This is a genomic window from Pseudomonas vancouverensis (genome assembly GCF_004348895.1).
GTDB lineage: Bacteria > Pseudomonadota > Gammaproteobacteria > Pseudomonadales > Pseudomonadaceae > Aquipseudomonas > Aquipseudomonas vancouverensis.
Window position 1 is genome coordinate 10,698 of the sequence record NZ_RRZK01000030.1, and the last position, 13,651, is coordinate 24,348.

Below are 13,651 nucleotides of genomic sequence, written 5' to 3' on the forward strand. Positions count from 1 at the left end.
GCTCCGCCAGGAGGAAAGGCCTTGAAAGACCTACTGAATTTGCTGAAAAACCAGGGTCAAGTCGAAGAGTTCGACGCCATCCGTATCGGATTGGCATCGCCTGAGATGATCCGTTCGTGGTCGTTCGGTGAAGTTAAAAAGCCGGAAACCATCAACTACCGTACGTTCAAACCTGAGCGTGACGGCCTGTTCTGCGCCAAGATCTTTGGCCCGGTAAAGGATTACGAGTGCCTGTGCGGTAAGTACAAGCGCTTGAAGCATCGCGGTGTGATCTGCGAGAAGTGTGGCGTTGAAGTCGCACTGGCAAAAGTTCGTCGTGAGCGCATGGCGCACATCGAACTGGCTTCGCCGGTTGCCCACATCTGGTTCCTGAAATCGCTGCCGTCCCGTATCGGCTTGCTGATGGACATGACCCTGCGTGATATCGAGCGTGTTCTCTACTTCGAGAGCTATGTCGTTATCGATCCAGGCATGACCACCCTTGAAAAAGGTCAGCTGCTGAACGACGAGCAGTACTTCGAAGCGCTGGAAGAGTTCGGCGACGATTTCGATGCCCGCATGGGTGCCGAAGCTGTCCGCGAACTGCTGCACGCTATCGACCTGGAACACGAGATTGGCCGTCTGCGTGAAGAAATTCCGCAAACCAACTCCGAAACCAAAATCAAGAAGCTGTCCAAGCGTCTGAAGTTGATGGAAGCCTTCCAGGGTTCCGGCAACCTGCCAGAGTGGATGGTGCTGACCGTTCTGCCGGTTCTGCCGCCAGATCTGCGTCCACTGGTCCCGCTGGATGGCGGTCGCTTCGCGACTTCCGACCTCAACGATCTGTATCGTCGAGTGATCAACCGTAACAACCGTTTGAAGCGCCTGCTGGATCTGTCCGCTCCGGACATCATCGTGCGCAACGAAAAGCGTATGTTGCAGGAAGCCGTCGACGCACTGCTCGACAACGGTCGTCGTGGCCGCGCTATCACCGGTTCCAACAAGCGTCCTCTGAAATCCCTGGCTGACATGATCAAGGGTAAGCAAGGTCGTTTCCGTCAGAACTTGCTCGGTAAGCGTGTTGACTACTCCGGTCGTTCGGTAATTACCGTAGGTCCGACCCTGCGTCTGCACCAGTGCGGTCTGCCGAAGAAAATGGCTCTCGAGCTGTTCAAGCCGTTCATTTTCGGCAAGCTGGAAATGCGTGGTCTCGCTACCACCATCAAAGCTGCCAAGAAGATGGTCGAGCGCGAGCTGCCAGAGGTTTGGGACGTTCTCGCTGAAGTGATTCGCGAACACCCAGTGCTGCTCAACCGTGCACCGACCCTTCACCGTCTGGGTATCCAGGCGTTTGAACCGGTACTGATCGAAGGTAAGGCTATCCAGCTGCACCCTCTGGTCTGTGCTGCGTACAACGCCGACTTCGACGGCGACCAAATGGCCGTGCACGTACCGCTGACGCTGGAAGCCCAGCTCGAAGCGCGTGCGTTGATGATGTCGACCAACAACATTCTGTCGCCAGCCAACGGTGAGCCAATCATCGTTCCGTCGCAGGACGTTGTATTGGGTCTGTACTACATGACTCGTGAAGCGATCAACGCCAAGGGCGAAGGTCGTGTGTTCGCGGATCTGCAGGAAGTTGACCGTGTGTTCCGTGCCGGCGAAGCCGCACTGCACGCCAAGGTCAAGGTGCGGATCAACGAAACCGTCAACGACCGTGATGGCGGCAGCGTGACCAACACCCGTATCGTCGACACCACTGTCGGCCGTGCGCTGTTGTTCCAGGTTGTGCCAAAAGGCCTGTCGTTCGACGTCGTCAACCTGCCGATGAAGAAAAAGGCGATCTCCAAGCTGATCAACCAGTGCTACCGCGTGGTTGGTCTGAAAGAGACCGTGATCTTCGCTGACCAGTTGATGTACACCGGTTTTGCTTACTCGACCATTTCCGGCGTTTCCATCGGTGTTAACGACTTCGTTATCCCGGATGAAAAAGCCCGCATCATCGGTGCTGCCACCGACGAAGTGAAAGAGATCGAGAGCCAGTACGCCTCCGGCCTGGTAACCCAGGGCGAGAAGTACAACAAAGTGATCGACCTTTGGTCGAAGGCGAACGACGAAGTTTCCAAGGCGATGATGGCCAACCTCTCGAAAGAGAAAGTCATCGACCGTCATGGCGACGAAGTCGACCAAGAGTCCTTCAACTCGATGTACATGATGGCCGACTCGGGTGCGCGGGGTTCCGCAGCACAGATTCGTCAGCTGGCCGGTATGCGTGGCCTGATGGCCAAGCCGGACGGTTCCATCATTGAAACGCCGATTACTGCGAACTTCCGTGAAGGTTTGAGCGTACTCCAGTACTTCATCTCCACTCACGGTGCTCGTAAAGGTCTGGCGGATACCGCGTTGAAAACCGCTAACTCCGGTTACCTGACTCGTCGTCTGGTAGACGTGGCACAAGATCTGGTTGTAACCGAGATCGATTGCGGCACCGAGCACGGTCTGCTGATGACTCCGCACATTGAAGGCGGTGACGTTGTAGAGCCGTTGGGTGAACGCGTATTGGGTCGTGTTATCGCCCGTGACGTATTCAAGCCAGGTACCGAGGACGTCATCGTTCCTGCCGGCACCCTGGTAGACGAGAAGTGGGTCGAGTTCATCGAGCTGAACAGCATCGACGAAGTGATCGTGCGTTCGCCGATCAGCTGCGAAACCCGCTACGGCATTTGCGCCAAGTGCTACGGCCGTGATCTGGCCCGTGGTCACCAGGTGAACATCGGTGAAGCGGTCGGCGTTATCGCTGCCCAGTCCATCGGTGAGCCGGGTACCCAGCTGACGATGCGTACGTTCCACATCGGTGGTGCGGCAAGCCGGACCTCCGCAGCCGACAGCGTTCAGGTGAAGAATGGCGGTACCGTCCGTCTGCACAACCTGAAACACGTTGAGCGAGTGGATGGTCACCTGGTTGCCGTGTCCCGTTCCGGTGAGCTGGCCATCGCTGATGACTTCGGTCGTGAGCGCGAGCGTTACAAGCTGCCGTACGGTGCCGTGATTTCGGTTAAAGAAGGTGACAAGGTCGACGCTGGTGCCATCGTGGCCAAGTGGGATCCGCACACTCACCCGATCGTTACCGAAATGAAAGGTACCGTGACCTACGTGGGCATGGAAGAAGGCATCACGATCAAGCGTCAGACTGACGAATTGACCGGTATGACCAACATTGAAGTACTTGACGCGAAAGATCGTCCAGCTGCCGGCAAGGACATCCGTCCAGCCGTGAAGATGGTCGACGACAACGGCAAGGATCTGTTGCTGCCAGGCACTGACGTTATCGCTCAGTACTTCCTGCCAGCCAACGCCCTGGTCGGTGTAGCGGACGGTGCGAAGATTGCGATCGGTGATGTTATCGCTCGTATCCCGCAGGAAACTTCGAAGACCCGTGACATCACCGGTGGTCTGCCGCGTGTTGCCGACCTGTTCGAAGCCCGTCGTCCGAAAGAAGCGTCGATTCTGGCTGAAGTCAGCGGCACCATCGCGTTCGGTAAAGAGACCAAAGGCAAGCGCCGTCTGGTTATCACCCCGAACGACGGTAGCGATCCGTATGAAGAGCTGATTCCGAAGTGGCGTCACCTGAACGTGTTCGAAGGCGAACAGGTAAACCGCGGCGAAGTTATCTCCGACGGCCCGAGCGATCCACATGACATCCTGCGTCTGCTGGGTGTGAGTGCGCTGGCCAAGTACATTGTTAACGAGATCCAGGACGTTTACCGTCTGCAAGGCGTGAAGATCAACGACAAGCACATCGAGACCATCCTGCGTCAGATGCTGCGTAAAGTTGAAATCGCTGAATCCGGCGATTCCAGTTTCATCAAGGGCGACCAGATGGAATTGACTCACGTTCTCGTAGAGAACGAGCGTTTGAGCAACGAAGACAAGTTCGTCTCCAAGTTCACTCGCGTTCTGCTGGGTATCACCAAGGCGTCGTTGTCCACCGAATCGTTCATCTCGGCGGCTTCCTTCCAGGAAACCACTCGCGTACTGACCGAAGCGGCGGTAACCGGCAAGCGCGACTACCTGCGCGGCCTGAAAGAAAACGTGGTCGTGGGTCGTTTGATCCCGGCTGGTACCGGCCTGGCCTACCACAGCGAGCGCAAGCGTCGCCGTGATGCAGACAAGCCGTTGCGCGTAAGCGCCAGTGAAGTGGAAGCTGCACTGACCGAAGCGCTGAACTCGAGCGGTAACTGAGTTCTGCGGTGAATGAGCGTAAGGCCCTGGTCACTCCGTTCATCGAATCGAGACAATTTGTCGAGGTTGGATGAGCGGGGAGGTCGGGGCCTTGCCTTGACTGGGGACAAGATCCTCTTTAGACTCTTGTACCCCTAAATTTGGCGGGAACTCGTTCCTGCCATTTTGCTTTTCTTGCAAGACAATAGCGTCGCAAGACAACAGTGGAGCTAGTAGATGGCAACTATCAACCAGCTGGTACGTCAGCCGCGTAAGCGTATCGTCGAGAAATCCGACGTGCCTGCGCTGCAGAACTGCCCGCAACGCCGTGGCGTGTGCACCCGTGTGTACACCACCACGCCGAAAAAACCTAACTCGGCACTGCGTAAAGTATGCCGTGTGCGTCTGACCAACGGTTTCGAGGTTTCCTCGTACATCGGTGGTGAAGGCCACAACCTGCAAGAGCACAGCGTGGTACTGATCCGCGGCGGTCGTGTAAAAGACTTGCCAGGTGTTCGTTACCACACCGTTCGCGGTTCGTTGGATACTTCCGGTGTTAAAGGTCGTAACCAGGGTCGTTCGAAGTACGGTACCAAGCGTCCGAAGTAATGGCCGCTTGCTGCAAAAAACTGATTTCTATTTTTCTGAGTCGATAAGAGTAAGGTCGGAGGCGTGCCGTAAGAGGCGCCTATTCCGAGCGAACCTGAAGACCGTTTGAGGGCTTATCCATGCCAAGAAGACGCGTAGCAGCCAAGCGCGAAGTGCTTGACGATCCAAAATACGGAAGCCAAATTCTGGCCAAGTTCATGAACCACGTAATGGAAAGCGGCAAGAAAGCCGTTGCCGAGCGTATCGTTTATGGCGCGCTGGAAAAGGTTAAAGAACGCAAGAACAGCGACCCCCTGGAAATCTTCGAGAAAGCTCTCGACGCCATCGCTCCGCTGGTCGAAGTAAAGTCGCGCCGTGTTGGCGGTGCTACTTACCAGGTTCCGGTTGAAGTTCGTCCGTCCCGTCGTAACGCTCTGGCAATGCGCTGGTTGGTAGACTTCGCCCGTAAGCGCGGCGAGAAGTCTATGGCTCTGCGTTTGGCTGGCGAACTGTTGGACGCCGCCGAAGGTAAAGGTGCTGCAGTTAAGAAGCGTGAAGACGTACACCGTATGGCTGAAGCCAACAAGGCTTTCTCGCACTACCGCTTCTAATTTTAGCGTCACTAATTTTGCGAGGGCTTTATGGCTCGTACAACACCGATTAATCGCTACCGTAACATTGGTATCGTTGCACACGTGGATGCTGGTAAAACCACCACCACCGAGCGCGTCCTTTTTTACACTGGCAAAAGTCACAAAATGGGCGAGGTGCATGACGGCGCCGCGACCACAGACTGGATGGTTCAGGAGCAGGAGCGTGGTATTACCATTACTTCTGCTGCCATTACCGCCTTCTGGCAGGGTTCCGCCAAGCAGCACAAAGACCAGTATCGCTTCAACGTCATCGATACCCCAGGCCACGTAGACTTCACCATTGAAGTAGAGCGTTCCCTGCGTGTACTCGACGGCGCGGTCGTTGTGTTCTGTGGTACTTCCGGCGTTGAGCCGCAGTCCGAAACCGTATGGCGTCAAGCCAACAAGTACGGTGTTCCACGTATCGTTTACGTGAACAAGATGGACCGTGCCGGCGCTAACTTCCTGCGCGTGATCGGTCAGATCAAGCAGCGTCTGGGTCACACCCCGGTGCCAATCCAGTTGGCTATCGGTTCCGAAGACAACTTCCAGGGTCAGATCGATCTGATGACTATGGAAGCGGTTTACTGGAACGATGCTGACAAGGGCATGACTCCACGTCGCGAAGCTATCCCTGCTGAACTGCAGGAACTGGCTGAAGAGTGGCGCAGCAACATGGTTGAGGCTGCTGCCGAAGCCAGCGAAGAGCTGATGAACAAGTACCTCGAAGGCGAAGAGCTCTCCATCGAGGAAATCAAGGCCGCTCTGCGTCAGCGTACTATCGCTGGTGAGATCGTTCTGGCTGTTTGCGGTTCCTCGTTCAAGAACAAGGGCGTTCCCCTGGTTCTCGACGCCGTTATCGACTACCTGCCTGCTCCAACCGACATTCCTGCCATCAAGGGTACTGACCCGGATGACGAGGAAAAGCAGATGGAGCGTCATGCAGACGACAACGAGCCGTTCTCGGCTCTGGCGTTCAAGATCGCTACCGACCCATTCGTGGGTACCTTGACCTTCGTCCGCGTTTACTCGGGCGTGTTGGCCTCCGGCGACGGCGTGATCAACTCGGTTAAAGGCAAGAAAGAGCGCGTGGGTCGTATGGTGCAAATGCACGCAAACGCCCGTGAAGAGATCAAGGAAGTACGCGCTGGTGACATCGCGGCCCTGATCGGCATGAAGGACGTCACCACTGGTGAAACTTTGTGCAACGCTGACAAGCCAATCATCCTGGTTCGCATGGACTTCCCGGAGCCGGTTATTTCGGTTGCCGTTGAGCCTAAGACCAAGGATGACCAGGAAAAAATGGGTATCGCTCTGGGCAAACTTGCTCAGGAAGACCCGTCTTTCCGCGTCAAGACTGATGAAGAGACTGGTCAAACGATCATCTCTGGCATGGGCGAGCTGCACCTGGACATCCTGGTTGACCGGATGCGCCGTGAGTTCAACGTCGAAGCCAACATCGGTAAGCCTCAGGTTTCCTATCGTGAGCGCATCACGAAGAGCTGCGAAATCGAAGGCAAGTTCGTTCGCCAGTCCGGCGGTCGTGGCCAGTTCGGTCACTGCTGGATTCGTTTTGCACCTGCTGACGAAGGTCAGGAAGGTCTGCAATTCCTGAACGAAGTAGTGGGTGGTGTGGTTCCTAAGGAATACATCCCGGCTATCCAGAAGGGTATCGAAGAGCAGATGAAGAACGGTGTTGTTGCCGGCTATCCGCTGATCGGCCTGAAGGCTACCGTGTTTGATGGTTCCTACCACGACGTCGACTCGAACGAGATGGCGTTTAAGGTGGCTGCTTCCATGGCGACCAAGCAACTGGCCCAAAAGGGCGGTGGTGAGCTGCTTGAGCCGATCATGGCGGTAGAGGTTGTTACGCCTGAAGACTATATGGGTGACGTGATGGGCGACCTTAACCGTCGTCGCGGCATGATTCTGGGTATGGAAGACACGGTTTCCGGTAAGGTTATCCGTGCTGAAGTACCGTTGGGCGAAATGTTCGGTTATGCGACCGACGTTCGTTCGATGTCCCAGGGTCGCGCAAGCTACTCTATGGAATTCAAAAAATACAATACAGCTCCGTCGCACATCGTCGAAACTGTTACCAAAAAACAAGGCTGATTCAGCCCCTTTAGGCTAGGAGTTAATTGTCGTGGCTAAAGAAAAATTTGATCGTTCCCTTCCGCACGTCAACGTTGGCACCATCGGTCACGTTGACCACGGTAAAACCACTCTGACCGCAGCTCTGACTCGCGTTTGCTCCGAAGTTTTCGGTTCCGCAATCGTTGAATTCGACAAGATCGACAGCGCTCCAGAAGAGAAAGCTCGCGGTATTACCATCAACACCGCGCACGTTGAGTACAACTCGAACATTCGTCACTACGCTCACGTTGACTGCCCAGGTCACGCTGACTACGTGAAGAACATGATCACTGGTGCTGCCCAGATGGACGGCGCGATCCTGGTTTGCTCGGCTGCCGATGGTCCGATGCCACAAACCCGTGAGCACATCCTGCTGTCCCGTCAGGTAGGCGTTCCGTACATCGTGGTTTTCCTGAACAAGGCTGACCTGGTAGACGACGCTGAGCTGCTGGAACTGGTTGAGATGGAAGTTCGCGACCTGCTGTCCACCTATGACTTCCCAGGCGACGACACTCCGATCATCATCGGTTCGGCTCGTATGGCTCTGGAAGGCAAAGACGACAACGAAATGGGCACTACCGCTGTTAAGAAGCTGGTAGAAACTCTGGACAACTACATCCCAGAGCCAGAGCGTGCTATCGACAAGCCGTTCCTGATGCCAATCGAAGACGTATTCTCGATCTCCGGTCGCGGTACTGTTGTAACTGGTCGTATCGAGCGCGGTATCGTTCGCGTTCAGGACGCCCTGGAAATCGTTGGTCTGCGTGACACCACCACCACCACCTGCACCGGTGTTGAAATGTTCCGCAAGCTGCTCGACGAAGGTCGTGCTGGCGAGAACTGCGGCGTTCTGCTGCGTGGTACCAAGCGTGACGACGTTGAGCGTGGCCAGGTTCTGGTTAAGCCAGGTTCGGTTAAGCCGCACACCAAGTTCACCGCAGAAGTTTACGTTCTGAGCAAGGAAGAAGGCGGCCGTCACACTCCGTTCTTCAAAGGCTACCGTCCACAGTTCTACTTCCGTACTACTGACGTGACTGGTAACTGCGAACTGCCAGAAGGCGTTGAAATGGTAATGCCAGGTGACAACATTCAGATGACTGTTACCCTGATCAAAACCATCGCAATGGAAGACGGTCTGCGCTTCGCTATCCGTGAAGGCGGCCGTACCGTTGGTGCTGGCGTTGTAGCTAAAATCATCGAGTAATCTCTTTTTTGAGATAGCTTCGATGCTTTGAAAAAAGCCCCCGCTCAGCGGGGGCTTTTTTATTGGGTTGACACCTATCTGGGGCGTCTATAGAATTGCGCCTCCTTTTAACGGGCGTATTGCGCCCGGTGGGAATAGCAGCCGGAGTCTGAAATCCAATGCAAAATCAGCAAATCCGTATCAGGTTGAAGGCTTTCGACCATCGCCTGATCGACCAATCAACCCAGGAAATCGTGGAAACCGCGAAACGTACTGGTGCTCAAGTGCGTGGTCCAATTCCACTGCCTACCCGTAAAGAGCGGTTCACCGTTCTGGTCTCCCCGCACGTCAACAAAGACGCGCGTGACCAGTACGAGATCCGTACTCATAAGCGCGTTCTGGACATCGTCCAGCCAACGGATAAAACCGTTGATGCTCTTATGAAGCTTGATCTTGCGGCCGGTGTGGAAGTGCAGATCAGCCTCGGCTAAGACTCGGTCTTGGTCGTGTAACGCTCTGAAATGGGCGGCCATAGCGGGTGAAAGCCCCGTACACTCATGAGGTTTACAACATGACTATTGGTGTAGTCGGTCGAAAAGCGGGCATGACCCGTATTTTCACCGAAGAAGGTGTCTCCATTCCGGTCACGGTCATTGAGATCGAGCCGAATCGCGTCACCCAGTTCAAAACTGAAGAAACCGATGGCTATCGTGCAGTGCAAGTCACTGTCGGCGAGCGTCGCGCTTCGCGTGTAACAGCAGCTCAGGCTGGCCACTTCGCCAAGGCGAACGTTGCCGCTGGTCGTACCGTAATGGAATTCCGTCTTGAAGACGGCGAATACCAGGCCGGCGATCTGATCAACGCTGAAATCTTCGCCGCTGGTCAACTGGTTGATGTAACCGGTCAGTCCAAGGGTAAAGGCTTCCAGGGTACGATCAAGCGTTGGAATTTCCGCGGGCAAGATAACACCCACGGTAACTCCGTATCCCACCGCGTTCCAGGCTCTATCGGCCAGTGCCAGACTCCTGGTCGTGTATTCAAGGGCAAAAAAATGTCCGGTCATATGGGCGCTGAGCGCGTGACCGTGCAGTCCCTCGAAGTAGTGCGCGTGGACGCTGAACGCAATCTGTTGTTGGTCAAGGGCGCTGTTCCTGGCGCTACTGGCGGCAACGTGGTTGTACGTCCAGCAGCCAAGGCTCGCGGTTAAGGGGAAGCTGACATGCAATTAAATGTAAATGACGCTCAAGCGATCGAAGTTTCCGAACTGACATTTGGCGGCGAGTTCAACGAGACGCTGGTTCACCAAGCAGTCGTGGCCTACATGGCTGGCGGTCGTCAGGGTTCCAAGCAGCAAAAGACCCGTTCCGACGTTCGTGGTGGCGGCAAGCGCCCATGGCGTCAGAAAGGTACTGGCCGTGCTCGTGCCGGTACTATCCGTAGCCCAATCTGGCGTGGCGGCGGTACCACTTTCGCAGCTCGTCCACAGGATCACTCCCAGAAGCTGAACAAGAAGATGTACCGCGCAGCAATGCGTTCCATCCTTGCTGAGCTGGTGCGTACTGATCGTCTGGTCGTGGTTCAGGATTTCGCCGTTGAAACGCCGAAAACCAAAGACCTGCTGGGCAAACTGAACAACATGAGCCTGACCGACGTTCTGATCGTGTCGGACGCTGTTGATCAGAACCTGTACCTGGCTGCTCGTAACCTGCCACACGTTGATGTACGTGACGTGCAAGGTTCCGATCCAGTTAGTCTGATCGCATACGACAAGGTGTTGATCACCGTGTCGGCCGTGAAGAAATTCGAGGAGCTGCTGGGATGAACCAGGAACGCGTATTTAAAGTTCTGCTTGGCCCGCACGTTTCCGAGAAGGCTACGGTTCTGGCAGACAAGAAAGGCCAGTTCGTTTTCAAGGTTGCGACTGACGCAACCAAGCTGGAAATCAAGAAGGCCGTCGAAAGCCTGTTCAGCGTGAAAGTAGAGCGTGTTACTACCCTGAATGTTCTGGGTAAGAGCAAGCGCACTGCTCGCGGTCTGGGCAAGCGTAATGACTGGAAGAAGGCAGTTATCTCCCTTCAGCCAGGCCAAGATCTCGATTTCAGCAGCAGTGCTGAGTAAGGAAGGGGTGCATCATGGCAATCGTTAAATGCAAACCGACTTCCCCTGGCCGCCGTTTTGTGGTCAAGGTGGTCAACCAGGAGCTGCATAAAGGCGCTCCTCACGCACCGCTGCTCGAGAAGAAATCGAAGTCTGGTGGTCGTAACAACAATGGCCGTATTACCACTCGTCACATCGGTGGTGGTCATAAGCAGCATTACCGTATGGTCGATTTCCGTCGCAACGACAAAGATGGCATCGTCGCCACTGTCGAGCGTATCGAATACGATCCAAACCGTACTGCTCACATCGCACTGCTGTGCTATGCAGACGGCGAGCGCCGCTACATCATCGCCCCTAAAGGCGTGAGTGCTGGCGACCAGCTGATCGCAGGTTCGTTGGCTCCGATCAAACCGGGCAACGCTCTGCAACTGCGTAACATCCCAGTGGGTTCCACTGTACACGGCATCGAATTGAAGCCAGGTAAAGGCGCTCAGATCGCTCGTTCCGCTGGTGCTTCGGCTCAGTTGATCGCTCGTGAAGGCGTGTACGTTACCCTGCGTCTGCGTTCCGGTGAAATGCGTAAAGTCCTGGCTGAATGCCGTGCGACCCTGGGCGAAGTCTCGAACTCCGAGCACAGCCTGCGTTCGCTGGGTAAAGCTGGTGCCAAACGCTGGCGTGGCGTTCGCCCAACCGTTCGTGGTGTTGCCATGAACCCGGTTGACCACCCACATGGTGGTGGTGAAGGTCGTACCTCTGGTGGTCGTCATCCGGTATCGCCATGGGGCTTCCCGACTAAGGGCGCGAAGACTCGTGGTAATAAGCGTACCGACAAAATGATCGTCCGTCGTCGCAAGTAAATAGAGGGATACGACAGTGCCACGTTCTCTGAAAAAAGGTCCTTTTATCGATCTTCACCTACTGAAGAAGATCGAAGTGGCGGCGGAAAAGAACGATCGCAAACCGGTGAAAACCTGGTCGCGTCGTTCGATGATCCTGCCACAAATGGTCGGTCTGACCATCGCAGTACACAACGGTCGTCAGCACGTCCCAGTTCTCGTGAACGAAGACATGGTCGGCCACAAACTGGGCGAGTTCGCCGGTACCCGCACTTATCGCGGGCACGTGGCAGACAAGAAAGCCAAGCGTTAAGGGGTTAGGAAATGGAAGTAGCCGCTAAGTTGTCGGGCGCTCGAATCTCCGCCCAGAAAGCCCGCTTGGTCGCCGACCAGATCCGCGGGAAGAAGGTGGGCGAAGCGCTCAACCTGTTGGCTTTCAGCAGTAAGAAAGCCGCCGAGATCATGAAGAAAGTGCTGGAGTCGGCCGTAGCCAACGCCGAGCATAACGAAGGCGCAGACGTTGATGACCTGAAGGTCAGCACTGTTTTCGTCAACGAAGGGCGTTCGCTGAAGCGCATCATGCCACGTGCCAAAGGCCGTGCTGATCGCATCGTCAAGCGGTCTTGCCATATCACTGTCAAGGTTGCTGACAAGTAACGGAGTCGAAGAGATGGGTCAGAAAGTACATCCCATTGGCATTCGCCTGGGAATCGTCAAGGAGCACACCTCCGTCTGGTACGCAGACGGTCGGACTTATGCGGACTATTTGCTCGCAGATCTGAATGTGCGTGAGTACCTCCAAGACAAACTAAAAAGCGCGTCCGTAAGCCGTATCGATATTCATCGTCCGGCTCAAACTGCACGCATCACCATCCACACCGCTCGTCCAGGTATCGTTATCGGGAAGAAAGGTGAAGATGTTGAGAAACTGCGTCAGGACCTGACCAAGCAAATGGGTGTGCCTGTGCACATCAATATCGAAGAGATCCGCAAGCCGGAACTCGACGGTATGCTGGTTGCGCAGAGCGTAGCTCAGCAGCTGGAGCGTCGCGTAATGTTCCGTCGCGCTATGAAGCGCGCAGTACAGAACGCCATGCGCATTGGTGCCAAAGGCATCAAAATCCAAGTGAGCGGTCGTCTCGGCGGTGCTGAAATCGCACGTACTGAATGGTATCGCGAAGGTCGTGTGCCACTGCACACCCTGCGTGCCGACATCGACTATGCCAACTACGAAGCTCACACCACCTACGGTGTGATCGGTGTAAAGGTTTGGATCTTCAAAGGCGAAGTAATTGGTGGTCGCCAAGAAGAACTGAAACCACAAGCACCAGCGCCTCGTAAAAAAGCTGCTAAGTAAGGGGTACGCCAAATGTTGCAACCAAAGCGTACGAAGTTCCGCAAGCAGATGACCGGCCACAACCGTGGTCTGGCTCAGCGCGGTAGCAAAGTCAGCTTCGGCGAGTTCGCGCTGAAGTCTGTAGCTCGTGGTCGTCTCACCGCTCGTCAGATCGAGTCAGCGCGTCGTGCTCTGACCCGTCACGTAAAACGTGGCGGCAAGATCTGGATCCGTGTATTCCCGGACAAGCCGATCTCCAAGAAGCCTCTCGAAGTGCGGATGGGTAAAGGTAAGGGTAACGTGGAATACTGGGTTGCCCAGATTCAGCCAGGCAAAGTCCTGTATGAAATCGAGGGTGTTTCTGAAGAGCTGGCGCGTGAGGCTTTCGCCCTGGCTGCTGCAAAGCTGCCGCTCGCCACCTCCTTTGTTAAACGGACGGTGATGTGATGAAAGCGAATGAACTTCGTGAAAAATCCGCACAGCAGCTGAACGAGCAACTGCTCGGCTTGCTGCGCGACCAGTTCAATCTGCGCATGCAGAAAGCAACTGGCCAGTTGGGGCAGTCGCATCTGCTCTCGCAAGTTAAGCGTGACATCGCTCGCGTGAAGACTGTGCTCAACCAGCAGGCAGGTAAGTGATC

15 protein-coding genes are annotated in these 13,651 nt (G+C 55.4%); all 15 read left to right on the top strand.

Annotation, left to right across the window (positions count from 1 at the left end):
* Window positions 1–21: 21 nt before the first annotated feature.
* The 15 genes from rpoC (at window position 22) to rpmC (ending at window position 13,649) form a co-directional block, all read left to right on the top strand.
* Window positions 22–4,221 carry a DNA-directed RNA polymerase subunit beta' gene (gene rpoC / locus EIY72_RS22165; protein WP_093229667.1) on the top strand — a complete coding sequence of 1,400 codons (4,200 nt, stop codon included), beginning with the start codon at window positions 22–24 and terminating at the stop codon, window positions 4,219–4,221.
* Between the two features lie 216 nt (window positions 4,222–4,437).
* Complete coding sequence (gene rpsL, locus EIY72_RS22170) at window positions 4,438–4,809, top strand: 30S ribosomal protein S12 (protein ID WP_003186084.1); 372 nt, start codon at window positions 4,438–4,440, stop codon at window positions 4,807–4,809.
* A 119-nt stretch (window positions 4,810–4,928) separates the two neighbouring features.
* On the top strand, window positions 4,929–5,399 hold the full coding sequence (rpsG, locus tag EIY72_RS22175) for a 30S ribosomal protein S7 (RefSeq protein ID WP_002555493.1): 471 nt from the start codon (window positions 4,929–4,931) through the stop codon (window positions 5,397–5,399).
* Window positions 5,400–5,429: 30 nt separating this feature from the next.
* On the top strand, window positions 5,430–7,535 hold the full coding sequence (gene fusA / locus EIY72_RS22180) for an elongation factor G (RefSeq protein ID WP_093229670.1): 2,106 nt from the start codon (window positions 5,430–5,432) through the stop codon (window positions 7,533–7,535).
* A gap of 31 nt (window positions 7,536–7,566) precedes the next feature.
* Entirely contained in the window at window positions 7,567–8,760 is a 1,194-nt protein-coding gene (gene tuf / locus EIY72_RS22185) for an elongation factor Tu (RefSeq protein ID WP_093229673.1), read from the top strand.
* A 158-nt stretch (window positions 8,761–8,918) separates the two neighbouring features.
* Window positions 8,919–9,230, top strand: a complete 312-nt coding sequence (rpsJ, locus tag EIY72_RS22190) for a 30S ribosomal protein S10 (RefSeq protein WP_003186070.1) — start codon at window positions 8,919–8,921, stop codon at window positions 9,228–9,230.
* Window positions 9,231–9,310: 80 nt separating this feature from the next.
* The gene (gene rplC / locus EIY72_RS22195) at window positions 9,311–9,946 is read left to right on the top strand and encodes a 50S ribosomal protein L3 (RefSeq protein WP_093229675.1); all 636 of its coding nucleotides are present in this window, start codon (window positions 9,311–9,313) and stop codon (window positions 9,944–9,946) included.
* A 12-nt stretch (window positions 9,947–9,958) separates the two neighbouring features.
* Window positions 9,959–10,561, top strand: a complete 603-nt coding sequence (gene rplD / locus EIY72_RS22200; RefSeq protein WP_003228735.1) for a 50S ribosomal protein L4 — start codon at window positions 9,959–9,961, stop codon at window positions 10,559–10,561.
* Window positions 10,558–10,857, top strand: a complete 300-nt coding sequence (gene rplW, locus EIY72_RS22205) for a 50S ribosomal protein L23 (protein WP_002555488.1) — start codon at window positions 10,558–10,560, stop codon at window positions 10,855–10,857. The genes rplD and rplW overlap by 4 nt, the downstream gene beginning before the upstream one ends.
* Window positions 10,858–10,871: 14 nt before the next feature.
* On the top strand, window positions 10,872–11,696 hold the full coding sequence (gene rplB / locus EIY72_RS22210; RefSeq protein ID WP_093229677.1) for a 50S ribosomal protein L2: 825 nt from the start codon (window positions 10,872–10,874) through the stop codon (window positions 11,694–11,696).
* 16 nt (window positions 11,697–11,712) lie between these two features.
* On the top strand, window positions 11,713–11,988 hold the full coding sequence (rpsS, locus tag EIY72_RS22215; protein ID WP_002555486.1) for a 30S ribosomal protein S19: 276 nt from the start codon (window positions 11,713–11,715) through the stop codon (window positions 11,986–11,988).
* A gap of 11 nt (window positions 11,989–11,999) precedes the next feature.
* The gene (gene rplV, locus EIY72_RS22220; protein WP_003103908.1) at window positions 12,000–12,332 is read left to right on the top strand and encodes a 50S ribosomal protein L22; all 333 of its coding nucleotides are present in this window, start codon (window positions 12,000–12,002) and stop codon (window positions 12,330–12,332) included.
* A 13-nt stretch (window positions 12,333–12,345) separates the two neighbouring features.
* Window positions 12,346–13,032 (top strand): 30S ribosomal protein S3, encoded by a 687-nt coding sequence (rpsC, locus tag EIY72_RS22225; RefSeq protein ID WP_007970424.1) that lies wholly within the window; start codon window positions 12,346–12,348, stop codon window positions 13,030–13,032.
* A gap of 12 nt (window positions 13,033–13,044) precedes the next feature.
* Window positions 13,045–13,458, top strand: coding sequence for a 50S ribosomal protein L16 (gene rplP, locus EIY72_RS22230; protein WP_003176421.1), 414 nt, complete (start codon window positions 13,045–13,047; stop codon window positions 13,456–13,458).
* Window positions 13,458–13,649: a 50S ribosomal protein L29 gene (gene rpmC, locus EIY72_RS22235; protein ID WP_002555481.1), complete on the top strand. Its 192-nt coding sequence runs from the start codon at window positions 13,458–13,460 to the stop codon at window positions 13,647–13,649. Before rplP ends, rpmC begins: the two co-directional genes overlap by 1 nt.
* The last annotated feature ends 2 nt before the right edge of the window (window positions 13,650–13,651 follow it).